The 23,364-nt window shown below is 71.3% G+C and carries 24 protein-coding genes; 7 read left to right on the top strand and 17 right to left on the bottom strand.

Annotated elements, in window-relative coordinates; translation table 11 throughout:
• Positions 1–39: 39 nt before the first annotated feature.
• Together ACFWHU_RS19815 and ACFWHU_RS19810 are read right to left on the bottom strand one after the other, a co-directional pair.
• Complete coding sequence (locus tag ACFWHU_RS19815; RefSeq protein ID WP_387225979.1) at positions 40–1,593, bottom strand: MFS transporter; 1,554 nt, start codon at positions 1,591–1,593, stop codon at positions 40–42.
• The gene (locus tag ACFWHU_RS19810) at positions 1,590–2,138 is read right to left on the bottom strand and encodes a TetR/AcrR family transcriptional regulator (RefSeq protein ID WP_385803547.1); all 549 of its coding nucleotides are present in this window, start codon (positions 2,136–2,138) and stop codon (positions 1,590–1,592) included. The genes ACFWHU_RS19815 and ACFWHU_RS19810 overlap by 4 nt, the downstream gene beginning before the upstream one ends.
• Before the next feature lie 138 nt (positions 2,139–2,276).
• Between ACFWHU_RS19810 and ACFWHU_RS19805 the strand changes: the two genes are divergently transcribed.
• Positions 2,277–4,496 (top strand): NADP-dependent isocitrate dehydrogenase, encoded by a 2,220-nt coding sequence (locus ACFWHU_RS19805; RefSeq protein ID WP_385803549.1) that lies wholly within the window; start codon positions 2,277–2,279, stop codon positions 4,494–4,496.
• Positions 4,497–4,575: 79 nt separating this feature from the next.
• Here the strand turns inward: ACFWHU_RS19805 and argH are convergent, their stop codons facing one another.
• The 3 genes from argH to ACFWHU_RS19790 form a co-directional block, all read right to left on the bottom strand.
• The gene (gene argH, locus ACFWHU_RS19800) at positions 4,576–6,006 is read right to left on the bottom strand and encodes an argininosuccinate lyase (protein ID WP_385796196.1); all 1,431 of its coding nucleotides are present in this window, start codon (positions 6,004–6,006) and stop codon (positions 4,576–4,578) included.
• Between the two features lie 127 nt (positions 6,007–6,133).
• Positions 6,134–7,327: an argininosuccinate synthase gene (locus ACFWHU_RS19795; RefSeq protein WP_147877664.1), complete on the bottom strand. Its 1,194-nt coding sequence runs from the start codon at positions 7,325–7,327 to the stop codon at positions 6,134–6,136.
• A 103-nt stretch (positions 7,328–7,430) separates the two neighbouring features.
• Positions 7,431–7,817: a DUF488 domain-containing protein gene (locus ACFWHU_RS19790; protein WP_387225976.1), complete on the bottom strand. Its 387-nt coding sequence runs from the start codon at positions 7,815–7,817 to the stop codon at positions 7,431–7,433.
• Between the two features lie 75 nt (positions 7,818–7,892).
• Between ACFWHU_RS19790 and ACFWHU_RS19785 the strand changes: the two genes are divergently transcribed.
• Together ACFWHU_RS19785 and ACFWHU_RS19780 are read left to right on the top strand one after the other, a co-directional pair.
• Positions 7,893–8,534, top strand: a complete 642-nt coding sequence (locus ACFWHU_RS19785; protein ID WP_387225974.1) for a pyridoxamine 5'-phosphate oxidase family protein — start codon at positions 7,893–7,895, stop codon at positions 8,532–8,534.
• A 36-nt stretch (positions 8,535–8,570) separates the two neighbouring features.
• Complete coding sequence (locus ACFWHU_RS19780; RefSeq protein WP_387225972.1) at positions 8,571–9,284, top strand: L,D-transpeptidase; 714 nt, start codon at positions 8,571–8,573, stop codon at positions 9,282–9,284.
• Positions 9,285–9,304: 20 nt separating this feature from the next.
• On the opposite strand, the gene ACFWHU_RS19775 is transcribed toward ACFWHU_RS19780, so the two are convergent.
• From ACFWHU_RS19775 to ACFWHU_RS19735, 9 genes are all read right to left on the bottom strand, one after another.
• Positions 9,305–9,925 carry an arginine repressor gene (locus ACFWHU_RS19775; RefSeq protein WP_387225970.1) on the bottom strand — a complete coding sequence of 207 codons (621 nt, stop codon included), beginning with the start codon at positions 9,923–9,925 and terminating at the stop codon, positions 9,305–9,307.
• 7 nt (positions 9,926–9,932) lie between these two features.
• The gene (locus tag ACFWHU_RS19770) at positions 9,933–11,147 is read right to left on the bottom strand and encodes an acetylornithine transaminase (RefSeq protein ID WP_387225968.1); all 1,215 of its coding nucleotides are present in this window, start codon (positions 11,145–11,147) and stop codon (positions 9,933–9,935) included.
• Complete coding sequence (argB, locus tag ACFWHU_RS19765) at positions 11,144–12,115, bottom strand: acetylglutamate kinase (protein ID WP_387225966.1); 972 nt, start codon at positions 12,113–12,115, stop codon at positions 11,144–11,146. Before argB ends, ACFWHU_RS19770 begins: the two co-directional genes overlap by 4 nt.
• A complete protein-coding gene (argJ, locus tag ACFWHU_RS19760; protein WP_385796175.1) occupies positions 12,112–13,281 on the bottom strand; it encodes a bifunctional glutamate N-acetyltransferase/amino-acid acetyltransferase ArgJ in 1,170 nt (389 codons plus the stop codon). Before argJ ends, argB begins: the two co-directional genes overlap by 4 nt.
• A gap of 61 nt (positions 13,282–13,342) precedes the next feature.
• Complete coding sequence (argC, locus tag ACFWHU_RS19755; protein ID WP_387225963.1) at positions 13,343–14,371, bottom strand: N-acetyl-gamma-glutamyl-phosphate reductase; 1,029 nt, start codon at positions 14,369–14,371, stop codon at positions 13,343–13,345.
• A 158-nt stretch (positions 14,372–14,529) separates the two neighbouring features.
• Positions 14,530–14,910, bottom strand: a complete 381-nt coding sequence (locus tag ACFWHU_RS19750; protein ID WP_387226114.1) for a MerR family transcriptional regulator — start codon at positions 14,908–14,910, stop codon at positions 14,530–14,532.
• 42 nt (positions 14,911–14,952) lie between these two features.
• Positions 14,953–15,978, bottom strand: coding sequence for an MDR family NADP-dependent oxidoreductase (locus ACFWHU_RS19745; protein ID WP_387225961.1), 1,026 nt, complete (start codon positions 15,976–15,978; stop codon positions 14,953–14,955).
• 311 nt (positions 15,979–16,289) lie between these two features.
• Positions 16,290–17,303, bottom strand: coding sequence for a GlxA family transcriptional regulator (locus ACFWHU_RS19740; RefSeq protein WP_387225959.1), 1,014 nt, complete (start codon positions 17,301–17,303; stop codon positions 16,290–16,292).
• The gene (locus ACFWHU_RS19735) at positions 17,291–17,938 is read right to left on the bottom strand and encodes an HD domain-containing protein (protein ID WP_387226112.1); all 648 of its coding nucleotides are present in this window, start codon (positions 17,936–17,938) and stop codon (positions 17,291–17,293) included. The genes ACFWHU_RS19740 and ACFWHU_RS19735 overlap by 13 nt, the downstream gene beginning before the upstream one ends.
• A gap of 214 nt (positions 17,939–18,152) precedes the next feature.
• Here ACFWHU_RS19735 and ACFWHU_RS19730 point away from each other — a divergent pair, with 214 nt between their 5' ends.
• The 4 genes from ACFWHU_RS19730 to ACFWHU_RS19715 all read left to right on the top strand — a co-directional run bounded on the left by ACFWHU_RS19730 (position 18,153) and on the right by ACFWHU_RS19715 (position 21,456).
• On the top strand, positions 18,153–18,659 hold the full coding sequence (locus tag ACFWHU_RS19730; RefSeq protein WP_387225957.1) for a hypothetical protein: 507 nt from the start codon (positions 18,153–18,155) through the stop codon (positions 18,657–18,659).
• Between the two features lie 153 nt (positions 18,660–18,812).
• On the top strand, positions 18,813–19,166 hold the full coding sequence (locus tag ACFWHU_RS19725) for a YciI family protein (protein WP_385796160.1): 354 nt from the start codon (positions 18,813–18,815) through the stop codon (positions 19,164–19,166).
• Positions 19,166–20,437 carry an RNA polymerase sigma factor gene (locus tag ACFWHU_RS19720; RefSeq protein WP_387225955.1) on the top strand — a complete coding sequence of 424 codons (1,272 nt, stop codon included), beginning with the start codon at positions 19,166–19,168 and terminating at the stop codon, positions 20,435–20,437. The genes ACFWHU_RS19725 and ACFWHU_RS19720 overlap by 1 nt, the downstream gene beginning before the upstream one ends.
• Positions 20,438–20,478: 41 nt before the next feature.
• Positions 20,479–21,456, top strand: coding sequence for an SDR family NAD(P)-dependent oxidoreductase (locus tag ACFWHU_RS19715; RefSeq protein ID WP_385796156.1), 978 nt, complete (start codon positions 20,479–20,481; stop codon positions 21,454–21,456).
• A 99-nt stretch (positions 21,457–21,555) separates the two neighbouring features.
• Here the strand turns inward: ACFWHU_RS19715 and ACFWHU_RS19710 are convergent, their stop codons facing one another.
• The 3 genes from ACFWHU_RS19710 to ACFWHU_RS19700 are packed head-to-tail and all read right to left on the bottom strand — an operon-like array spanning position 21,556 to position 23,332.
• Positions 21,556–22,221, bottom strand: coding sequence for an ATP-binding protein (locus ACFWHU_RS19710; RefSeq protein ID WP_387225953.1), 666 nt, complete (start codon positions 22,219–22,221; stop codon positions 21,556–21,558).
• Between the two features lie 57 nt (positions 22,222–22,278).
• A complete protein-coding gene (locus ACFWHU_RS19705; RefSeq protein ID WP_385796152.1) occupies positions 22,279–22,857 on the bottom strand; it encodes a histidine phosphatase family protein in 579 nt (192 codons plus the stop codon).
• A 31-nt stretch (positions 22,858–22,888) separates the two neighbouring features.
• Positions 22,889–23,332: a GNAT family N-acetyltransferase gene (locus ACFWHU_RS19700; RefSeq protein WP_385796149.1), complete on the bottom strand. Its 444-nt coding sequence runs from the start codon at positions 23,330–23,332 to the stop codon at positions 22,889–22,891.
• Positions 23,333–23,364 lie beyond the last annotated feature (32 nt).

Here is a 23,364-nt window from a genome sequence, read left to right as displayed (position 1 = left end):
GGCACGGTCACCGGGCCCCGGTGACCGTACGGCCTAGAGCTACTTCTCCAGGCCCTCCTCCAGGCCCTCCTCCAGTTTCTGTCCGCGCAGCAGGAACCACGCCACCACCGACGTCGCGAGCAGGACCGCCGCGCCCGCGCCCGCCGCGATGCGCAGGCCGTGGACGAACGCCTCCTGCGCCGCGGCGACCAGTTCCGCGGCCTGGTGGCCGGGGACGGCGCCGGCCGCCTCGACCGCGCCGCCCAGGGACTCGTGGGCGGCCGAGGCCGTCTCGGCCGGTACGCCCGCCGGGGTGGGGAAGCCCCGGTAGACGCCTGTGACGATCGAGCCGAGGAGCGCGATACCGAGCGCGGCGCCCAGTTCGTACGCCGTCTCCGACACCGCCGACGCCGCGCCCGCCTGCTCCTTGGGAACGCTGGAGAGGATCACGTCCGCCGTCACGGTGAAGGAGAATCCCGCGCCGACGCCGACGACCAGCAGTACGCCGCCGAGCAGCGGATAGCCGGTGTCCTCGGTCAGCAGGACGAGCATGGCGGTCGCCAGGCCGACACCGGCGAGGCCGCCGGCCACCACCAGCCGTACGGAGAACCGGCGGGCCGCCCGCCCGGCGAGCAGTCCCGCCGTCACGGCACCGACGGCGGCGGGCAGTTCGGCGACGCCCGCCTCCAACGGGCCGCGTCCCTGCACGAGTTGCAGATACTGCGAGAGGAAGAAGACGAGCCCCGACAGACCGAGGATGGTCAGCAGATCGGCCAGTACGGCCCCGGAGAAGCCCCGGTTCCTGAACAGCCGCATGTCGAGCAGCGGGAAGCGGATCGTGAGCTGTCGCCGTACGAACCGGACGAGGGCGCCGACGCCGACCACCGCCGCCGCGGCGATGTCCCAGCGCATCCCGTGCGCGGCGGCTTCCTTGATGGCGTACACGACACCGACGATCCCGACGAGGGACAGCAGCACGCTGGGCACGTCCCAGGGGCCCGGCGCGGGGTTCTTCGACTCGGGCAGGAGCTTCACGCCGACGACGACGAGCACCGCCATGACGGGCAGGTTGATCAGGAAGACCGAGCCCCACCAGAAGTGCTCCAGCAGGAATCCGCCGACGACCGGGCCTACGGCGGCACCGGCGGAGGCCGCCGCACCCCAGATGCCGATGGCGAGACTGCGTTCCCTCGGGTCGTGGAAGATGTTGCGGATCAGGGCCAGCGTGGACGGCATGAGCGTCGCGCCCGCGACACCCAGCAGCGCCCGCGCGACGATCATCATCTCCGGGCTGGTGGCGTAGGCGTTGAGGACGGAGACGGCGCCGAAGGCGACCGCGCCGGTCAGGAGCAGCTTCTTGCGGCCGATCCGGTCGCCGAGGCTGCCCATGGAGACGAGCAGGCCGGCGATGACGAACGAGTAGATGTCGCCGATCCAGAGCAGTTGGGTGCCGGACGGCTTGAGGTCCTCGCTGAGGAACGGTGTGGCGAGGCCGAGCACCGTGGCGTCGACGGCCACCAGCAGCACGGCCAGGACGAGCACCGACAGGGCGAGCCAGCGCCCGGGATGGCGCCGGGGGTCCGTCTCCGGGGCCGGCCGGTCGGTGATGATCATTGCTCCACGCTCCGTCGTGCTCCGCCGAGCAGCAACTCGGCGATCATGTACTGAAAGTCCTTGGGGGCGACCCGTCCGTCCTGGACGGCCCACGCGCAACTGCCGATGAGCCCGTAGAAGGCCTCGGTGAGCCAGGCGGGGGGCAGGTCGATCCGGAACTCGCCCCGTTCCTGTCCGCGCCTGAAGAGCGCGGAGACCCGGGCGTCGAGCCGGTCCCACCCCTCGTTCACCTCGCCCTCGAAGAGCTGGTTCTCGGTGACGAGGAAGGCCAGCAGTCCGGCGGCGGGCTCGATCCCGGCGATCAGCCGGCGGACCGCGTCGCTCGCGGGGCCCTCGTCCGTCCGAGCCGCGTCGAGCGCCGCTTCGAACTCCCGGATGCCCTGCTCCTCCAGCGCCTTGACCAGTGCGTCGCGTCCCGCGAAGTGCCGGTGCAGGGTGGCCCGGCCGATGCCGGAGGCCCGCGCGACCTCGTCCATGGTGGCGGTGGCCTTGCGGGTGAGGAGAGCGGCGGCCGTGCGCAGCACCTGGTCACGATCGACTGTCATGAGACAACCATAGACCAAATGAGACACTGATGTCTCATTCAATACGAACGTTGCTCAGTACGGGGCACTGTCGAACGAGAGCCCTCCAAGGGATATCTTGATGTCGAGCAATGTTGCAGACGTTGAGCGGAGCACCCGGTGACAGACTCGACCATCATTTACACGCACACCGACGAGGCCCCGGCCTTGGCCACGTACTCATTCCTGCCTGTGGTCGAGGCCTATGCCTCGACGGCCGGGGTCACGGTGGAGCGCCGTGACATCTCTCTGGCGGGGCGGATCATCGCCGGTTTCGCCGACCGTCTCGAAGAGGGACAGCGGATCGACGACGCGCTCGCGGAGCTCGGCGCCCTGGCCAAGACCCCCGCGGCCAACATCATCAAGCTGCCGAACATCTCGGCGTCGATCCCGCAGCTGAAGGCGGCGATCGCGGAGCTCCAGCAGCAGGGTTACGCGCTGCCCGACTACCCGGACGACCCGAAGTCGGACGAGGACAAGGACGTACGGGCCCGCTACGACAAGGTCAAGGGCAGCGCCGTGAACCCGGTGCTGCGCGAGGGCAACTCGGACCGCCGCGCCCCCGCCTCGGTCAAGAACTACGCCAAGGCGCACCCGCACCGGATGGGCGCCTGGACCTCCGAGTCGAAGACGAACGTCGCGCACATGGACGCCGACGACTTCCGCTCCACCGAGAAGTCCGCCGTGATCACCGAGGACGGCACGCTGCGGATCGAGCTGGTGGGCGACGACGGGAACACCACCGTCCTGCGCGAGTCGGTACCCGTGCTGGCCGGCGAGGTCGTGGACGCGTCCGCGATGCGTGTGGCCGCGCTGCGTGAGTTCCTCACGGCGCAGATCGCCCGCGCCAAGGCCGAGGACGTGCTGTTCTCGGTGCACCTGAAGGCCACGATGATGAAGGTCTCCGACCCGATCATCTTCGGTCACACGGTGCGCGCCTTCTTCCCCAAGACGTTCGCGGAGCACGGCCACACCCTCGCGGCGGCCGGCCTGAGCCCGAACGACGGCCTCGGCGGCATCCTCAAGGGTCTTGAGTCGCTGCCCGAGGGACCGGCCATCGCGGAGTCCTTCACGGCCGAGCTGGCCGAGGGCCCGGCGCTGGCGATGGTCGACTCCGACAAGGGCATCACCAACCTGCACGTACCGAGCGATGTCATCGTCGACGCCTCCATGCCGGCCATGATCCGCACCTCCGGCCACATGTGGGGCCCGGACGGCGGCGAGGCCGACACGCTCGCGGTCATCCCGGACAGCAGCTACGCGGGCATCTACCAGGTCGTCATCGACGACTGCCGCGCCAACGGCGCCTACGACCCGTCGACCATGGGCTCGGTGTCCAACGTCGGTCTGATGGCGCGGGCGGCCGAGGAGTACGGCAGCCACGACAAGACCTTCGAGATCCCCGCCACCGGCACGGTGCGCGTCGTGGACGCGGCGGGCAACGCCGTACTGGAGCAGACGGTCAGCGCCGGCGACGTCTTCCGTATGTGCCAGACCAAGGACGTGCCGATCCAGGACTGGGTCAAGCTCGCCGTCACCCGTGCCCGCGCCACCGGGAACCCGGCCGTGTTCTGGCTGGACGAGGGCCGCGCGCACGACGCCAACCTGATCGCCAAGGTGAACGCGTACCTGCCCGAGCACGACACCGACGGGCTCCGGATCGAGATCATGACGCCGGTCGAGGCCATCGCGTTCTCGCTGGAGCGCATCCGTCGCGGCGAGGACACCATCTCGGTCACCGGCAACGTCCTGCGCGACTACCTGACCGACCTCTTCCCGATCCTGGAGCTCGGCACGAGCGCCAAGATGCTCTCGGTCGTGCCGCTCATCAACGGCGGCGGGCTCTTCGAGACCGGCGCGGGCGGCTCGGCGCCGAAGCACGTGCAGCAGCTCGTCAAGGAGGACTACCTGCGCTGGGACAGCCTCGGTGAGTTCCTCGCGCTGGCCGTCAGCTTCGAGCACCTCGCGACCACCACCGGCAACGCGCGCGCCCAGGTGCTGGCCGACACGCTCGACCGCGCCACCGGCTCGTTCCTGAGCGAGAACAAGTCGCCCAGCCGCAAGGTCGGCGGCATCGACAACCGCGGCAGCCACTTCTACCTGGCGCTCTACTGGGCGCAGGAGCTGGCGAAGCAGACCGAGGACGAGCAGCTCGCCGGCGCGTTCGCGGCTCTCGCCGGGACGCTCGCGGAGCAGGAGCAGACGATCGTGGACGAACTGCTCGCCGTTCAGGGCTCGCCCGTCGACATCGGCGGTTACTACCAGCCGGACCCGGCCAAGGCGGAGGCCGTGATGCGGCCGTCGAAGACGTTCAACCAGGCGATCTCGTCGCTGGGTTGATCCGACCGCGTGACGCGAAGCGCCGGACGGGCTCGATACGAGCCCGTCCGGCGCTTTCCGTTTCCGGCCGCTTCCGCGGTTACTTCTTCGCCGTCGCCCACGCGTGCTGGAGCGCCAGGTCGGTCTTCACCTCGGCGAGCTGGACGGCGACCGCCGAAGGCGCCGTACCACCGCGCCCGTCACGGGACGCCAGCGCGCCGGAGACGTTGAGGACCGTACGGACCTCGGGCGTCAGATGCTCGGAGATCGCGGCGAACTGGTCGTCGGTCAGCTCGTCGAGCTCGATCCCCTGCTTCTCGCACACCTTGACGCACTCGCCCGCGACCTCGTGCGCGACCCGGAACGGCACACCCTGCCGGACCAGCCACTCGGCGATGTCGGTGGCGAGGGAGAATCCGGCGGGGGCCAGCTCCGCCATCCGCTCGCGGTTGACCGTGAGCGTCGCCATCATGCCGGTGAACGCGGGGAGCAGGACCTCCAGTTGGTCGCAGGAGTCGAAGACCGGCTCCTTGTCCTCCTGGAGATCGCGGTTGTACGCGAGCGGCAGCGCCTTGAGCGTGGCCAGCAGCCCGGTGAGATTGCCGATGAGCCGGCCCGACTTGCCGCGCGCCAGCTCGGCGATGTCCGGGTTCTTCTTCTGCGGCATGATCGACGAACCCGTGGAGAACGCGTCGTGCAGCGTGACGAAGGAGAACTCCTTCGTGTTCCAGATGATGATCTCTTCGGCGATCCGCGACAGATTCACGCCGATCATCGCGGTGATGAAGGCGAACTCGGCGACGAAGTCCCGCGAGGCCGTGCCGTCGATCGAGTTGGCGGCCGAACCGTGCTCGAAGCCGAGGTCGGCGGCGACCGCCTCCGGGTCGAGACCGAGCGACGAGCCGGCCAGCGCGCCGGAGCCGTACGGCGAGACGGCCGTCCGCTCGTCCCACTGGCGCAGCCGCTCCGCGTCGCGCGACAGGGACTGCACATGCGCCAGCACATGGTGGGCGAAGAGCACCGGCTGGGCGTGCTGGAGATGCGTACGGCCCGGCATGGCCACGTCCGGGTGCGCCTCGGCGAGTGAGACGAGCGCGTCCTGGAGCTCGGCGATCAGGGAGCCGATGATCCGCGCGTGGTCGCGCAGATACATCTTGAAGAGGGTGGCGACCTGGTCGTTGCGGGACCGGCCGGCGCGCAGCTTGCCGCCGAGGTCCGCGCCGAGCTGTTCGAGGAGGCCGCGTTCCAGGGCGGTGTGCACGTCCTCGTCGGCGATCGTGCCGGTGAAGGAGCCGTCGGCGACGGACGTCTCCAGACGGTCGAGCCCGGCGAGCATCCGGTCCAGCTCCTCCTCGGTGAGGAGGCCGGCTTTGCTGAGCACGCGCGCGTGCGCGCGGGAGCCCGCGATGTCGTACGGCGCGAGGCGCCAGTCGAAGTGCACGGAGGCCGACAGTCTGGCCAGGGCCTCGGCGGGGCCGTCGGCGAAACGCCCGCCCCAGAGCCGGACATCACCGGTGTTGCTGCTGCTCACTGCTCGGTCGCTCCTTGCGTGCGGTCACACTGACGGGCGGGGTGAGGGAGTCTGTCCCCCACCCCGCCCCTTCCCGAAACCGGGGCCCCGCCCCGGACCCCGGTCCTCTATCGCCGGACGGGCCGAATCAGGCCTGGTCGCGCTTGGCGGCGATCTTGGCCGAGAGGCCGAACAGCTCGATGAAGCCCTGCGCCTTGGACTGGTCGAAGGTGTCGCCCGAGTCGTACGTCGCCAGGTTGAAGTCGTACAGCGACTCCTCCGAGCGCCGGCCGGTGACGACGGCACGGCCGCCGTGCATGGTCATCCGGATGTCGCCGGTGACGTGCTGGTTGGCCTCGTTGATGAAGCCGTCCAGGGCGCGCTTCAGCGGGGAGAACCACAGGCCGTCGTAGACCATCTCGCCCCACCGCTGCTCGACCTGCCGCTTGTAGCGGGCCAGCTCGCGCTCGACGGTGACGTTCTCCAGCTCCTGGTGCGCGGTGATCAGCGCGATCGCGCCCGGGGCCTCGTACACCTCACGGGACTTGATGCCGACGAGCCGGTCCTCGACCATGTCGATCCGGCCGATGCCCTGGGCGCCCGCCCGCTCGTTCAGCTGCTGGATCGCCTGGAGGACCGTGACCGGCTTGCCGTCGATGGCGACCGGGACGCCCTCCTTGAAGGAGATGACGACCTCGTCGGCGTCGCGGTGCTCGGCCGGGTTGGAGGTGTACTCGTAAATGTCCTCGATCGGACCGTTCCAGATGTCCTCCAGGAAGCCCGTCTCGACGGCCCGTCCGAAGACGTTCTGGTCGATGGAGTACGGGGACTTCTTGGTGGTCGCGATCGGGAGGTTCTTCTCCTCGCAGAAGGCGATCGCCTTGTCACGCGTCATCGCGTAGTCGCGGACCGGGGCGATGCACTTCAGCTCGGGGGCGAGGGCGACGATGCCGGCCTCGAAGCGGACCTGGTCGTTGCCCTTGCCGGTGCAGCCGTGGGCGACGGTGTCGGCGCCGTGCTTCTTGGCGGCGGCCACGAGGTGCTTGACGATCGTCGGCCGGGAGAGCGCGGAGACCAGGGGGTAGCGGTCCATGTAGAGCGCGTTGGCCTTGATCGCCGGGAGGCAGTACTCGTCGGCGAACTCGTCCTTGGCGTCGGCGACCTCGGCCTCGACGGCACCGCAGGCGAGCGCGCGCTTACGGATGACGTCCAGGTCCTCGCCGCCCTGACCGACGTCCACGGCGACGGCGATGACCTCGGCGCCCGTCTCCTCGGCGATCCAGCCGATGGCGACGGAGGTGTCCAGGCCCCCCGAGTAGGCGAGTACGACGCGCTCGGTCACGGGTTTCTCCTTACGGTGCATACGCTGATGGGTATAACTATGCAGTGCACCGTATGTTTTGTCAACGCGGCCCCGGACGGTCGGCCGGAACACGCTCCCCGCTTCAGCCGTCGCTCTCCGTGATCTCCGCCGCCAGCACCCGCGGGTGGCTGTGTTCCAGGTCCTTGGTGGCCGTGAGCAGCGTGAGAGTGCCTTCGGCGGCCAGCTCCACGAGCCGTCCGAGGGCTTCCGATGCGGCCGAACCGGCTTCGGCCAGCTCGGCGCGGTAGCGGTCGGCGAATTCCGCGTACTTCCCCGGGTCGTGCCCGTACCACTTCCGCAGCTCGGCGGACGGAGCCGCCATTTTCAGCCAGTCGTCGAACACGGCGTCGGTCTTGGCGAGCCCGCGCGGCCAGAGGCGGTCGACGAGCACCCGCGTCCCGTCGTCGGGCTCCACCGCCTCGTAGACCCGCCGGATCCGTACCCCGTGTGCCGGCTGCTTCTCGGTCATGCGTCCCATCCCGTCCGGTTCAGTCCCTAAGAAACGTCTCGACGCGCGCGACAGTCGGCGCCGACAATAGATGTCATGGGAAAGCACTACGAACGGATCGATGGCCGCATTCGTACCTTCATCGAGGAACAGCCCCTCTTCTTCACCGCAACGGCCCCACGTGCCGACGACGGTCACGTCAACCTCTCCCCCAAGGGCCGCTCGGGCAGCCTGGTCGTGCTGGACGAGTCGACGCTCGCGTATCTCGACTTCGGCGGCAGCGGCGCCGAGACCATCGCGCATCTGCGTGAGAACGGCCGCATCACGCTGATGTGGTGCTCGTTCACCGGACCGCCGAAGATCCTCCGGGTGCACGGGCGCGGTGAGCCGGTCTTCCGGGACGATCCGCGCTGGGGCCGCTACATCGCGCGGTTCGCGGACGCGGACGGGCCGAGCGCGCGGGCGATCATCCTGGTCAGTGCGGTACGGATCAGCGATTCCTGCGGATTCGCCGTCCCCTTCATGGACTACCGGGAGGAGCGCACCCAGCACGCGGAGCACTTCGGCAGGAAGACGGACGAAGAGTTCGCCGCGTACTGCGAGAAGAAGGAGTACATCGGAGTGAGCCTGGACGGCCTGCCCGCACTGCCGCTACCGCTTCCCGCACGCACGGACAGCCCCTCCGAGACCGTCGGCCCCCGTACGGACCAGGGCCTGTCCGGCGGAACGGGGACCTGAGATGCCGTCACCCCGCGACCGGCATACGGTCCGAGCATGCGCATCCTTCTCACGCTCGGCTCCGTCCTGCTCGCCGTCGTCGCCACGGGCGCGGCGGGACCCGTCGCGCCCGCCGACACCTCCGTGCCGCTGCCCGAGCGGATGGCCGACACGGGCGGTGGCAGCCAGCTGATCACCGCCGAGGCCGCCACCACCGGCGCGACCACGGGCCGTGTCACCTGGTGGGACCGGCGCGGGGACCGCTGGGTGGCGGCGGGGTCGGCGGACGCGCGGTTCGGCGCCGGCGGGCTGGTCCGGGGCACCGAACGCGAGCAGGGCACCTCGACCACACCGACCGGGCTCTACGACCTGCCGTACGCCTTCGGCATCCGGCCGGCGCCGAAGGGGACCCGCTACCCCTACCGCCCGGTGACCGACCGGTCCTGGTGGTGCCAGGACAACGACTCGCGCGCCTACAACCGCTGGGTCGAGGACCTGCCGGCCGACTGCCGGGCCGGTGAGGCCGAGAAGCTGACCGAGTACGGCGCCCAGTACGCCCACGCCCTGGTCATCGGGTTCAACTACGACCGGCCCGTGCGCGGCCGGGGCGCCGCGATCTTCCTGCACGTCAACGGCAAGGGCGCGACGGCCGGTTGTGTCTCCGTGCCCGCCGGGGCGATGAGCCGCATCCTGACATGGGCCGACCCCGCGCGCTCACCGCACATCGCGGTGGGCACGGAGTCGGGGCGTACGGCGATCACGAACTACTGAGCCCGTGACGGCTCGCCCGGTCAGCCGTCCTTCTGGGCCAGCCGCAGCAGATGGTCCGCGAGCGCCTGTCCGCCCGCCGGATCGCGGCTGATCAGCAGCAGCGTGTCGTCGCCGGCGATGGTGCCGAGGATGGGCCGGAGTTCGGCCTGGTCGATGGCCGAGGCGAGGAACTGGGCGGCGCCCGGCGGCGTACGGAGCACCACGAGGTTGGCGGAGGCCTCGGCGGAGATGAGCAGTTCGCCGGAGAGCCGGCGCATCCGCTCCTCCTTGGCGGACTCGCCGAGCGGGGCGTGCGGGGTGCGGTAGCCGCCCTCGCTGGGGACCGCGTAGATCAGCTCGCCACCGGTGTTGCGGATCTTCACGGCGCCCAGCTCGTCCAGATCGCGCGAGAGCGTCGCCTGGGTGACGCTCAGACCGTCGTCGGCGAGGAGCTTGGCGAGCTGGCTCTGGCTGCGGACCGGCTGCCGGTTGAGGATGTCCACGATCCGGCGGTGCCGCGCCGTGCGGGTCTGCGGGACGGACGGGCCGGTGTGCTCGGCCGCGCCGTTCCCGCCGTTCCCACCCTCGGCGCCGTGCGTGCCGTTGCCGTTGGTGCCGTTCGTGTCGATCCCGTTGTGCTCGGGTGCCTGCGCCTCGGTCATCGTCGTCTCATTCCCCGGATCGTCCGTCCCCGTCGGTCCCCAGGGCGGTGTCGAGGATGCCCGGCAGGGCCCGGAGGAACGTGTCCACCTCGTCGTCGCCGATGATCAGCGGTGGCATGAGCCGTACGACATCGGGAGCTGGCGCGTTCACCAGGAGACCGGCATCCTGAGCCGCCTGCTGCACCCGCGGCGCGAGGGACCCGGTGAGCACGATACCCAGCAGCAGCCCCGCGCCACGGACATGCGAGACCAGCGGGTGTCCGAGCGCCTCGATCCCGTCCCGCAGCCGCTCCCCCAGCCGCTTCACCTGGTCGAGCGCGCCGTCGGCGCCGAGCGTGTCCAGCACGGCGAGTCCGGCGGCGCACGCGACGGGGTTGCCGCCGAAGGTCGTCCCGTGCTGGCCGGGCTTGAGCAGATCGGCCGCAGGGCCGAACGCCAGGGTCGCGCCGAGCGGCAGACCGCCGCCGAGCCCCTTGGCGAGCGTGACGACGTCGGGCTCGACACTCTGGTGGGCCTGGTACTCGAACCAGTGCCCGGTCCGTCCGACACCCGTCTGGACCTCGTCGAGCACGAGCAGGGTGCCGGTGGCGCGGGTGATCTCCCGCGCCGCTTCGAGGTATCCCTTGGGCGGGACGACGACGCCGTTCTCCCCCTGGATGGGCTCGATGATCAGCAGCGCGGTCTCCTCGGTGACGGCGGCCCTGAGCGCGTCGGCGTCTCCGTACGGAACGTGCGTGACATCGCCGGGCAGGGGCAGGAACGGCTCCCGCTTGCCCGGCTGCCCGGTGAGCGCGAGCGCGCCCATCGTGCGGCCGTGGAAGCCGCCGTCGGTGGCGACCATGTGGCGGCGGCCGGTGAGCCGGCCGATCTTGAACGCGGCTTCGTTCGCCTCGGCGCCGGAGTTGCAGAAGAAGACCCGGCCGGGGCGGTCGGAGAGGTCGATGAGCCGTTCGGCGAGGGCGACGGGCGGGGCGGCGACGTACAGGTTCGACACATGCCCGAGGGACGCGATCTGCCGGGAGACCGCGTCGACGACGGCGGGGTGCGCGTGCCCGAGGGCGTTCACGGCGATACCGGCGACGAAGTCGGTGTACGCGGTGCCGTCGGCGTCCCAGACGGTGGCCCCGTCGCCGCGCACGAGGGAGAGCGGCGGGGTGCCGTAGTTGTCGGCCATGACGTGCCGCCAGCGCAGCGTGAGCTCCTGGTTGCTGTCGTCGGTCATGATGCTCCCCCTTCTGTGAGCGGTGCGATCTCCGTCGGTTCGATCTCTGTCGGTGCGGTCTCTGTCGGTGCGATCCGCTCCTGGCCGTCGGGGACGACCATCGTGCCGATGCCTTCGTCGGTGAAGATCTCCAGCAGGATCGAGTGCTGTACGCGGCCGTCGAGCACGCGGGCGGTGTTGACCCCGTTGCGTACGGCGAACAGACAGCCCTCCATCTTCGGCACCATGCCGCTGGACAGCTCGGGCAGCAGCTTCTCCAGCTCGGTCGCAGTGAGCCTGCTGATGACGTCGTCGTTGTTCGGCCAGTCCTCGTACAGGCCCTCGACGTCGGTGAGGACCATCAGCGTCTCGGCCCCGAGCGCCGCGGCGAGCGCGGCGGCGGCCGTGTCGGCGTTGACGTTGTAGACGTGTCCGTCGTCGGCGCTGCGCGCGATGGAGGAGATGACGGGGATACGGCCGTCGGCGAGCAGGGCCTCGATGGCGCCGGGGTCGATGGCGGTGATCTCCCCGACGCGGCCGATGTCGACGAGTTCGCCGTCGATACGGGGCCGGTGCCGGGTCGCCGAGATGGTGTGCGCGTCCTCGCCCGTCATACCGACGGCGAGCGGGCCGTGCTGGTTGAGCAGTCCGACGAGTTCACGCTGGACCTGGCCGGCGAGCACCATCCGTACGACGTCCATCGCCTCGGGCGTGGTGACCCGCAGCCCTGCCTTGAACTCGCTGACCAGCCCGTGCCGGTCGAGCTGCGCGCTGATCTGGGGGCCGCCGCCGTGCACGACGACCGGCTTGAGGCCGGCCTGCCGCAGGAAGACGACGTCCTGGGCGAAGGCGGCCTTGAGGTCCTCGTCCACCATGGCGTTGCCGCCGAACTTGATGACGACGATCTTGCCGTTGTGGCGGGTGAGCCAGGGCAGCGCCTCGATGAGGATCTGCGCCTTGGGCAGGGCGGTGTGCTTGCGCGCGGTCATGAGCTGTACGCGCTGTTCTCGTGGACGTAGTCGGCGGTGAGGTCGTTGGTCCAGATGACCGCCGACTCCGTACCGGCCGCGAGGTCGGCGGTGATCCGTACCTCCCGGAAGCGCATGTCGACGAGGTCGCGGTCGTCGCCGACCGAGCCGTTCTTGCAGACCCAGACGTCGTTGATGGCGACGTTGAGCCGGTCGGGATCGAAGGCGGCGGAAGTCGTACCGATCGCGGACAGCACACGGCCCCAGTTGGGGTCCTCGCCGTGCAGTGCGCACTTGAGGAGGTTGTTACGGGCGACGGAGCGGCCCACCTCGACGGCGTCGTCCTCGGTCGCGGCGTTGATCACCTCGATACGGATGTCCTTGCTGGCACCTTCGGCGTCGCCGATGAGCTGGCGGCCCAGGTCGTCGCAGACCGCGCGGACGGCCTCCGCGAACTCCTCCTGACCGGGCGTCACTTGGGAGGCGCCGGAGGCGAGGAGCAGCACGGTGTCGTTGGTGGACATGCAGCCGTCGGAGTCGACCCGGTCGAAGGTGGTCCGGGTGGCGGCGCGCAGGGCCGAGTCGAGCGCGGGGCTGTCGACGTCGGCGTCGGTGGTGAGCACGACGAGCATGGTGGCGAGGCCGGGGGCGAGCATGCCCGCGCCCTTGGCCATGCCGCCGACGGTCCAGCCGTCGCCGCTCACGACGGCCGTCTTGTGCACGCTGTCGGTGGTCTTGATGGCGATGGCGGCCTTCTCGCCGCCGTGCGCGGAGAGTTCGGCCGCCGCCTTCTCGATTCCGGGCAGGAGTTTGTCCATCGGGAGGTTGATGCCGATGAGCCCGGTGGAGGCGACGGCGATCTCGCCGGGGCTGTGGCTGTCGGGGGCGGCCTGGTTCAGCACCTCGGCGACCTTCTCGGCGGTGGCGTGGGTGTCCTGGAAGCCCTTGGGGCCCGTACAGGCGTTGGCGCCACCGGAGTTGAGGACGACGGCGGAGATCAGACCGCCCTTGACGACCTGCTCCGACCAGAGGACGGGGGCGGCCTTGACCCGGTTGGAGGTGAAGACGCCGGCGGCGGCGCGGCGCGGTCCGGTGTTGACCACGAGGGCCAGGTCCGGGGTGCCGCTGTCCTTGATCCCGGCGGTGATGCCCGCCGCCGTGAATCCACCTGCTGCCGTGACGCTCACTGCATCTCCTTGGTCGGGTGGGTGTTGGTGTCGCTCGTCCCGCTGTCGTGCGGATGGCTGCTCACGGTGCGACTCCGGTGGTCGGGAGGCCGGTCTCCTCGGGCAGTCCGAGCGCGATGTTCATGCTCTGGACCGCGCCGCCGGCGGTGCCCTTGGTGAGGTTGTCGATGGCGCTGATCGCGATGACGCGCCGGGCGTTCTCGTCGAGGACGACCTGGACCTGCGCGGCGTTGGAGCCGTACACGGACGCGGTCGCCGGCCACTGGCCCTCGGGCAGGAGAGTCACGAACGGCTCGTCGGCGAACGCCTTCTCGTACGCGCCGCGCACGTCCGCCGCGGTGACGTCCGGCCTCGCCTTCGCCGAGCAGGTCGCGAGGATGCCGCGTGACATGGGGGCGAGGGTGGGGGTGAAGGAGACGCCGACGCGCTCCCCCGCCGCCGCGCTGAGGTTCTGGATCATCTCGGGGGTGTGCCGGTGTCCGCCGCCGACGCCGTACGGGCTCATCGAGCCCATGACCTCGGAGCCGAGCAGATGCGGCTTGACCGCCTTGCCCGCTCCGGACGTACCGGTGGCGGCGGTGATGACGGCCTCGGGCTCGACGAGCCCCGCGCCGTACGCGGGAAAGAGCGCGAGCGAGACGGCCGTCGGATAGCAGCCGGGCACCGCGACGCGCCTGGACCCCTCCAACGCGGCGCGGGCGCCCGGCAGTTCGGGAAGTCCGTAGGGCCAGGTGCCGGCGTGGGCGGAGCCGTAGAACGCCTCCCAGTCGGCGGCGTCCTTCAGCCGGAAGTCCGCGCCCATGTCGACGACGAGCACATCGTCACCGAGCCGCTCGGCGACGGCGGCGGACTGCCCGTGCGGCAACGCGAGAAAGACCACGTCGTGCCCGGCGAGCACGTCGGTGGTGGTGGGCTCGAGCACCCGGTCGGCCAGCGGCCCGAGGTGCGGTTGGAGGGCGCCGAGGCGTTGACCGGCGTTAGAGTTGCCGGTCAGGGCGCCGATCTCGACCCCGGAGTGCCCCAGGAGCAGCCGGAGCAATTCCCCGCCGGCGTATCCACTGGCTCCCGCCACCGCTGCACGTACTGCCATCGAAGCCCTCCTCGTCAATGGCATGACTATACGTAGCTTCGCAGCTTTATGCAATGACGATATCGAGGGGCGCCGGCTCGGGGGCGGGGTCATTGAGGACGCATCACGCGGTGCACGGACCGGCAGGCAATCCCGCGGCGCCCGCCGGGTCTACCCCCCTACTTCGACGCGGCTTCCGCTCCGGCCTGGCGGGCGAGGCGGGAGCGCAGTTCCGTCAGGCGGGCGATTTCCGCGTCGAGCGCGGCCAGCCTCTGGTGCACGACCGCCGACGTGGTGGCTCCCGGCTCGGCGGAGCCGCAACGCCGTGGCGGGTCCTGGGCCAGCAGGTGCAGGCGGTCGGCGAAGGCGCGGAGGTCTTCGACGGTGAGGCCGAGGGCCAGCAGTTCGCGGATGACGCGGAGCCGCGCCACCTCGGCGGGCCCGTAGTCCCGTTGACCGGAGGCCGTACGGGCGGGTGGCGCCAGCAGGCCGCGTTCCTCGTAGAAGCGCAGGGCCCTGGGCGTCGTGCCCGCCGCTGCCGCCGCGTCGCCGATCCGCACCTTGACCCCGTCCCGCCGTCCCGCCCGGCCCCTGTTCAACAGTCAGACTTCCACGACGACCGCCCCGAAGTGGCGTCCCTCGATGAGACCTCGCAACGCCTCCGGCGCGCGCTCCATGCCCGCGATCCTGTCGTGGGGGAACGTGATCTCGCCCGCGCGCAGCCACTTGGCGAACCGCTCGACCCACTCCCCCTCGACGTCGGGGTGGTCCGCGCCGCTGTATCCGCGCAGGGAGACGCCCTTCACGACGAGCCGGAAGGCGTCGATCTCCACCGGCGCGCTGCCGCCACGCCGGTCCGCCGACAGCTGGCCCGAGAGCGCGCCGACCAGCGCGAACCGCGCCCCCTGCCGGGCCGCGCCGAGCGCCGCGGCCAACTGCTCGCCGCCGACGGTGTCCACCAGGACGTCGATCCCGTCGGGCGCCGCCTCCGCGAGCTGCTCGGCGAAAGGTGCGGCGCCCCGCAGGAGGACCGCGTCGTAGCCGAGTTCGCGGACCAGCCGCTCCGCCTTCTCCGGTGAGCCCGTGCTCCCGATGACCCGGCCGGCGCCCAGCAGCCGGGCGGTCTGTCCGGCGAGGGTGCCCACCGCCCCCGCCGCTCCGGTGACGAGGACGGTGTCTCCCGGAGCGATCTCGGCCAGACGCGTCAGCGCTCCGTAGCCCGACGAGCCCTGCGCGAGGTGCGCCACCGGATCGGGCAGCGCTCCGTCCAGCGGGGCGCACTCCGTGGCCGGCACCAAGGCGTACTCGCGCCAGCCGAGCAGATGGGAGACCGTGTCGCCGGGCCTCGGCGCGCTGTCGGGCCGCGCCGCGACGACCTGTCCGACGGCCGGACCGAACAACGTGTCACCGGCGCTCAGTGCCGGCAGCGGGACGCCGTCGACCTCTCCGCCGATCAGGGTCCTCAGACCGGGAAAGACGAGGAAGTGCTGGTTCCTGACCAGGACTTGGCCGGGACCGGGGCTCGGAAGCGGTGTCCGTACGACGGTGAAGTGCCGCGCGTCCGGCAGCCCGTCGGGGACGGCTGCGAGCCGGATTTCGCGGCTGGTGGCGGGCAGGTCTGTCGTCATGTCCGTGCTCCTGGTCGTCCGAGGCGGCCCCGGCGGCTGAGCGGGACACTCGCCACCGGATCGCCGGGACGCTAACCCCTGACGCGCACGTCAGGGTCAAGCGCGCCTCCGGGATCGAGGGCCTGTCGTTTGGATCAGGCCGGATCAGGGAGTGGGGTCTGGTGCGTGCGGTCGCAAGGCGGAGAAGGGAGACAACGCGGAGCGTTGGCGACCGACGACAACGCGGCGGGCGTGCGTGCCAGGGACCGCGAGCCCGGCAAGATCCGAACGACAGGCCCTAGGCCCAACTCGCTCGCCAGGCACCGCTGACATCACACAGCCGGCGTCGTCGTGCGGAATCGGGCGCGGTAGGCGGTCGGTGCGATGCCCAGGGCGTGCTGGAAGACGCGGCGCATCGTCTCGGACGAGCCGAAGCCTGCCGCCTCGGCGACCGTCTCCACGGGGTCGTCACCCGATTCGAGGAGCGCCTGGGCGGCTTCCAGCCGTACGGACTCCACGTACTGGCCGGGTGTCGTACCGGTCTCGCCCCGGAAGAGCCTGCTGAGATGGCGGGCGCTGACGCCGGCCGTGTCCGCCAGGGACTCCAGGCTGTGCGGAGCGGCGGGGTCCGCGCCGACGGCGTCCAGCACCCGCCGTACGACCGGGTGCCTCGCCTCGCGCGGGGCCAGGCGCGCGCTGAACTGCGACTGTCCGCCGGGGCGGGCCATGAAGACCACCAGTTCGCGGGCGACATCGCGGGCCACCTCGGCGCCGTGGTCGTCCTCGACCAGGGAGAGGGCGAGGTCGATCCCGGCGGTCACACCGGCGGACGTGACGACGCGGCCGTCCTTCACGAAAACCGGATCGGACTCGACACGCACCAGTGGATACGCCGCGGCGAGCTGTGCGGCCAGCCTCCAGTGCGTCGCGGCGCGCAGACCGTCCAGCGCGCCCGTCTCCGCCAGGACGAAAGCGCCGGCGCACACCGAGGTGATCCGCCGTGAGCGCCGCAGGAGTTCCTCGACGAGGGCGATGAGCGGCCGGTCGTTGACGGCGCGCCGCCAGTCGCCCCGGCCGGGCACCACGAGCGTGTGGAGGCGGGCGGGCAGCGCCCGCGGCCCGTCGTCCACGCCGACGCGTACGCCCGACGACGTACGCACGTCGGCTCCGTCCGGGGAGACGATCCGTACGTCGTACCGGGCGCCGAACATGTTGGCCGTGGTGAACACCTCGGCCGGGCCGGTGACGTCGAGAAGTTGCACCCCGTCGAAGGCCACGACGACCACGGTCCGGGGCTCGGACACCGACGCCCGAGGGGCCCGCCCGTCGTCGGTCACTCGGGCCATGGCGAGTCCAGGATCCTGCGCACGAAGTCGCCGCGCTCGAAGCCGGGCACGTAGTGGGCGAGGACGTCCGCCTTGATGTTGCCGAAGGTGGTCTCCGGCTTGTGCCGCACGCCGTCCGTGAACGCGCCGAGGATGCGCTGCTTGAAGCCGGGGCGCGGGTGCAGCGCGACGATCGCGGCACGGTCGTCCTCACCGATGTCGTGGTAGCCGATGCCGAGCACGTCGTACTCGACACCCGCCGACACCAGCGCGATCTCCGGCTCCATGAACTCGGGCACGCCGGGCGTCGTGTGGAGGGCGATCGCGGTCCAGACACGCCGGATGCTGTCCTCCGGCACCTGGTGCGCCTGGAGGAAGCGGCGGGCCTCGTCCGCGCCGTCCACCTCGAAGCGCCGGCCGCTGCCGTGGAAGGGCTCGCCGAGGCCCAGATCGTGGAACATGGCCCCGATGTAGAGGAGTTCGGGGTCGAAGCCGAGATCCCGGTTGTGCCCCTGGAGGCCGCCGAAGAAGTAGACGCGGCGTGAGTGGTCGTAGATCAGTTCGCTCACGGTGTCCCGTACGAGCTCGGTCGCCGCACGTGCGAGCTTCGTGTCCGGTACGGGCACGCCCGCCGGTGCGGGGAGGTCGTCGGTCATCGTCATCACCTGGTCCTTGGCGGTTCCACTCGTCGGCCGCGCTCGTGCGCGACATCTCCAGTCTCGGGAGCCGCCGGGCGGCGTGCCATGGCCACAGGGCCGTATGACCCACAGATACGGACATCCAGCGCCACCGTACGGTGAGGCCCGGACGAGAGCCGGGGCAACGGGATAGACCTGAGGCGGCCGGAGAGCCGGAGCGGGGGAAGCCGGGATGGGGAACATCTTTCACGGGGGCGGCGGCGTGGACCTCGACATGTCCAACGGCGGCACGGCCGTCTTCGTCGACGCCCTCATGCTGGCCGTCTCGGCCCTGGTCGAGGAGCCCTGGGACTACCGCTTCGCGGCGCTGCTGGCGCTCCAGGACCAGAACGTCGCCGGAAGGGGCTGCGTCGGCTTCGACCTCGCGGACATCGACTGGGGCGCGACACCGGCCGAGCGCGCCCGTGCGAAGGACTTCGTGCTGCGGACCACCGATCTGGCGCTGGCCCGGCACCGCTGGGAGGAGCTGGACTACGAGGCGCCGTACGCGGAGCGCTATCTGCGGCGGTTCAGGGAGATGGTCGAGGCGTACGAGCCCGCGCCGTCGGCGGACCCATCGCGTGACGGGCGTTTTCCCGGCCCGGACGAGGGGGCGACGGCGTCCTGCGTGCGGCACCGGATCCTGAGCGCGCTGCCGCACTGGGAGTCCTGTGTGCGTTGCTCCGAGGAGTGGGACTGAGAAATATCGGTCCGATTCTCCTGCGCGTGTCGATCCGGGCCGTGGCCGTTCGTATGGACGGTGAGAGGTCGGCGAACCATCGCCACCGCCACCCACGCCGCCACCGGCACACGTCGGCGTCGGCACCGGCACCGTACCGAGGAGGAACCAGCAATGAAGCACTATCTACTCAGCGTGATCCAGCCCGTCGGAGAGCCGCCCGCCCCCGATGTCCTGGCCGAGATCGGCCGTGATCTCGACGCCTTCCACGACGAGCTGAAGGCCGCGGGCGCCTGGGTCTTCGCCGGCGGGCTGCACTCCCCGAGCACCGCCACCGTCGTGCGGGTCAAGGGCGGCGACGTGCTCATGACCGACGGCCCGTACACGGAGAGCAAGGAGTACCTCGGCGGACTGTGCATCGTCCGCGCCCCCGATCTGGACGCGGCCCTCGAATGGGGCGCCAAGGCCACCCGGGCGACGACGCTGCCCATCGAGGTGCGGCCGTTCTTCGGCGAGGCCGACAGCTGATGTCCGATTCCCCGGACGCTCCGGCGGCGGACGCCGTCTCCCGGTCCACGATCGAGCGCGTCTTCCGTACGGAGTACGGGCGGGCGGTGTCCGTCCTGGTCCGTGTCTTCGGCGACATCGAGATCGCCGAGGAGGCGGTCCAGGACGCGTTCGCCACGGCGCTCTCGCGCTGGCCTGACACCGGGGTCCCGCCGAGCCCGGCCGGCTGGATCATCACCACGGCCCGCAACCGGGCGATCGACCGGCTCCGCAGGGAAGCCACCCGCGCCGACCGGTACGCGCAGGCCGCTCTCCTGTACGCCTCCGACGAACCGGCCGAGGAGGGCCCCGTGCGCGACGACCGGCTCCGGTTGATCTTCACCTGCTGCCATCCCGCGCTGGCCCCCGCCGCCCGCGTCGCCCTCACCCTGCGGCTGCTCGGCGGGCTCACCACCGCGGAGATCGCCCACGCCTTCCTGGTGCCCGAACCGACCATGGCGCAGCGGCTCGTACGCGCCAAGGGCAAGATCCGCGACGCCGGGATCCCCTACCGGATCCCGCGCGACGCCGATCTGCCCGACCGGCTCGACGCGGTGCTGTCCGTCGTGTATCTGATCTTCAACGAGGGCTATACGGCGAGTTCGGGCGACCGGCTCGTCCGTGACGACCTCTGTACGGAGGCCGTCCGTCTCGGCCGGCTGCTGGTCGACCTCATGCCCGACGAGCCCGAGGCCCGGGGCCTGCTCGCGCTCATGCTGCTGATCGAGTCGCGCCGGGCCGCCCGCACCGCCGCCGACGGCGGCCTCGTCCTGCTCGCCGATCAGGACCGCGGCCGCTGGGACCGCGACCTCCTTACGGAGGGGCAGGCCCTGGTGCGGCAGTGTCTTCGGCGCGGCCGGCCGGGCCCGTACCAGATCCAGGCGGCGGTCAACGCCGTGCACAGCGACGCGCCGACCGCCGCCGCCACGGACTGGGGTCAGATCCGACTGCTGTACGACCAGTTGCTCGCCCTCGCTCCGGGCCCGGTCGTCGCCCTCAACCGCGCGGTCGCCGTGGCCGAGGTCGACGGCCCCGCCGCGGCGCTGGCGCTCGTGGAGGGTCTCCGGGCGGATCTCGACGGCTATCACGCGTTCCACGCCGTCCGCGCCGATCTGCTCGGACGCCTCGGCCGTCGTACGGAAGCGGCGGCGGCGTACGCGGCGGCCGCCGCACGGACGGAGAACGCCGCCGAGCGCGCCTTCCTGCGACGCCGCGAGAGCGAGAGCCGGGGTGGCCCGGCGCGCCCGGAGTGAGCGCTTGACTTCGAGGACACTCCAATACGTACCGTCGCGTCATGACTACTCCTCAGCACAAGATCGGATCAGGTTTCGGCGCGGGCAGCACCGCGGAGGAGGTTCTGCGGGGTGTCGATCTCGCCGGGAAACTCGCGGTCGTCACCGGTGGCTACTCGGGCCTGGGGCTGGAGACGACGCGCGCGCTGGCCGGCGCGGGCGCCCATGTCGTGGTGCCCGCCCGGCGGCGCGCCGTCGCCGAGGAAGCCGTCGCGGGCATCGCCGGAGCTGCGGGAAAGGTCGAGGTGGACGAGCTCGACCTCGGTGACCTCGACAGTGTCCGCGCCTTCGCCGAGAGGTTCCTGGCCTCGGGGCGCGGCATCGACATGATGATCGACAACGCGGGGATCATGGCCTGCCCCGAGACCCGCGTTGGGCCGGGCTGGGAGGCGCAGTTCGCGACCAACCACCTCGGCCACTTCGCCCTCGTCAACCGCCTCTGGCCCGCGATCGAGCCCGGCGGTGCCCGCGTCGTCTCGGTGTCGTCGGCGGGCCACCGCAACTCCCCCATCCGCTGGGACGACGTGCGGTTCGAGCGGGGTTACGACAAGTGGCAGGCGTACGGCCAGGCGAAGACCGCCAACGCGCTGTTCGCCGTGCATCTCGACGCGCTCGGCAAGGACGCGGGTGTCCGCGCCTTCTCGCTGCATCCCGGTGGCATTCTCACGCCGCTCCAGCGTCACCTTCCCAAGGAGGAGATGGTCGCCTTCGGGTGGATCGACGAGGAGGGAAACCTGCTCAACCGGTCGTTCAAGACGCCCGAGCAGGGGGCGGCCACGCAGGTGTGGGCGGCGACCTCTCCTCAGTTGGACGGCGCGGGCGGTGTGTACTGCGAGGACTGTGACATCGCCGAACCCGCCGACGAGGCGGACTTCAAGGGAGGCGTGCGGGCGTACGCGAGGGACCCCGAGCAGGCGGCGCGGCTCTGGGCGCTCTCCGCCGAACTCACGGGCGTCGACGCGTTCGCGACGAAGGGCTGAGCGGTTCGACGGTGACGGGGGCGGGCGTCGCGAGCGGGCGCTCGTGGTGCCGGGGCGGCGGGGCGGCGGGGCGGCGGGCCACGGGGGCCGGCCGGTGGCTCACAGGTCGGGCAGGATCTCCCGTACGTACCGCTCCGTCTGCTCCGCGTCGCGCCCGCCGACGTCCACGCGCAGCACCCGCCAGTGCGTCCCGGCGAGCAGACGTGCCGTCAACTCCTCTTCGCGGCGCAGGTGTTCGGCCGCCGACGGAAGATCCTTGACGGACCGGGTGCCGGGCGCCGCGCCAAGTTTGCCGACGTACCAGTCCAGCCAGTCCGGCCCTTCGCGCTCGACGGCACGTCGCAGGGCGGTGTCCGGGTCGTCCCGCAGATACACCACGGTCACGCGTGTCGGCCGGACCGCCCGCGCCAGGTCGGCCAGCACGGCGGCGATCGTGGTCTCGTCGTGGCCCCATGCGACCAGTGAGGGGATGAAGGGCAACAGCGCGTCGGTGACCAGGACGTCCACGCCTTCGGCGCGTGCCTTCGCCACGTAGTCGCGGGTGGATTCCACCAGCGTGCCGGGCCGCACACTGCCGCTTCCGCCGGCGAACTCCTCGGCCACGGGGCGGAAGGACGGGCGGCTCAGGATGTCCGCCTCCTCGAAGTGGTCCACCGTGGCGCCCGATTCGGCGGCCCGACGGGCGACGGCACGGCAGAGAGTCGACTTACCGACTCCGGGACTGCTGCCGACGACCGCGATCAGATGTCCGGCGCCCATGGTCATCCCGGCAGTCTCGCACGGCGGTCACGGCAGTCACGGCAGTCACGGCAGTCACGGCGGTCACGACGGCCGGGCGTCGAGGCGCAGGCTCCAGCGGCCGGGGCTGCCCATGAGGGTGACGGTGGACAGTGGGCGGACGTCCACGCTCCAGAAGGTCGGGGCGGGGGCGTGCAGGGCGTACACGAGCGCCGCCCTGATGACCGCCGGTTCGGCGACGGCCACGATGGCGCCGATGTCGTCGGCCGGGCGGGTGTCCAGCCAGCCGCCTATACGGGAGATGAACGCCAGCAGCGGCTCGCCGCCGTGCGGGGCCGAGCGCGGGTCGGCCAGCCAGGCGTCCACGGCGGCCGGTTCACGGGCGGCGACGTCCGCGAAGGTGCAGCCGCGCCAGCGGCCCATGTCGCAGTCCCGGAGGGCCGGCTGGACGAGGGGCGCGTAGCCGAGGGCTTCCCCGGTGGCGCGGCTGCGCGCGGTGGGCGAGCAGTAGCGCAGATCGGCGGCGGCCAGCGGCACGAGGGCGTGCGCGAGGAGCTGCACCTCGTGCCAGCCGGCCTGGTCGAGAGGGCGGTCGTCGTCGAAACGTTCGGCAAGTGGGGCTGAGCTGCGCGCGGCGGCGACCAACGTGACCCGAACACTCATGCCGGGATCGTGAGCCCGAAACCCGCACAGGTCAAGAGGGGGCCTGAAGGTCCAGACTCATCCACATCGAGGGGTTTTCGAGCGACTTGAACCCCACCTTCTCGTAGACGCCGTGGGCGTCCTCCGTGGCCAGCATCACGCGCCGCGGGCCCAGCGGGGCGAGGTGGTCGCGTGCGGCAATGACCAGTTCGGTGCCGAGCCCCTTGCCACGGGCGACGGGAGCGACGTACACGTCGCAGAGCCAGGCGAAGGTGGCGTGGTCGGTGACGACGCGGGCGTAGGCGACCTGCTCGCCCGACGCCCTGTCGTAGACGCCGAAGTTGAGCGACCCGGCGATCGCCCTGTCCTGGACGCCGCGGGCCCGGCCGAGCGCCCAGTACGCGTCCGTCGACAGCCAGCGGTGGATCCGCTCCGCGTCGAGGCGCGCGGGGTCGGTGGAGATGTCGTACGCGGCGGAGGTCGTCGTCTCGGTCATGGCGGAAGGTTGCCAGTCGGGGGACCGGTTGT

The sequence above is a fragment of the Streptomyces sp. NPDC060366 genome (assembly GCF_042725135.1).
GTDB lineage: Bacteria > Actinomycetota > Actinomycetes > Streptomycetales > Streptomycetaceae > Streptomyces.
The sequence above is the reverse complement of the archived record's forward strand: the minus strand, read 5'-3'. Positions and strand labels throughout refer to the sequence as shown.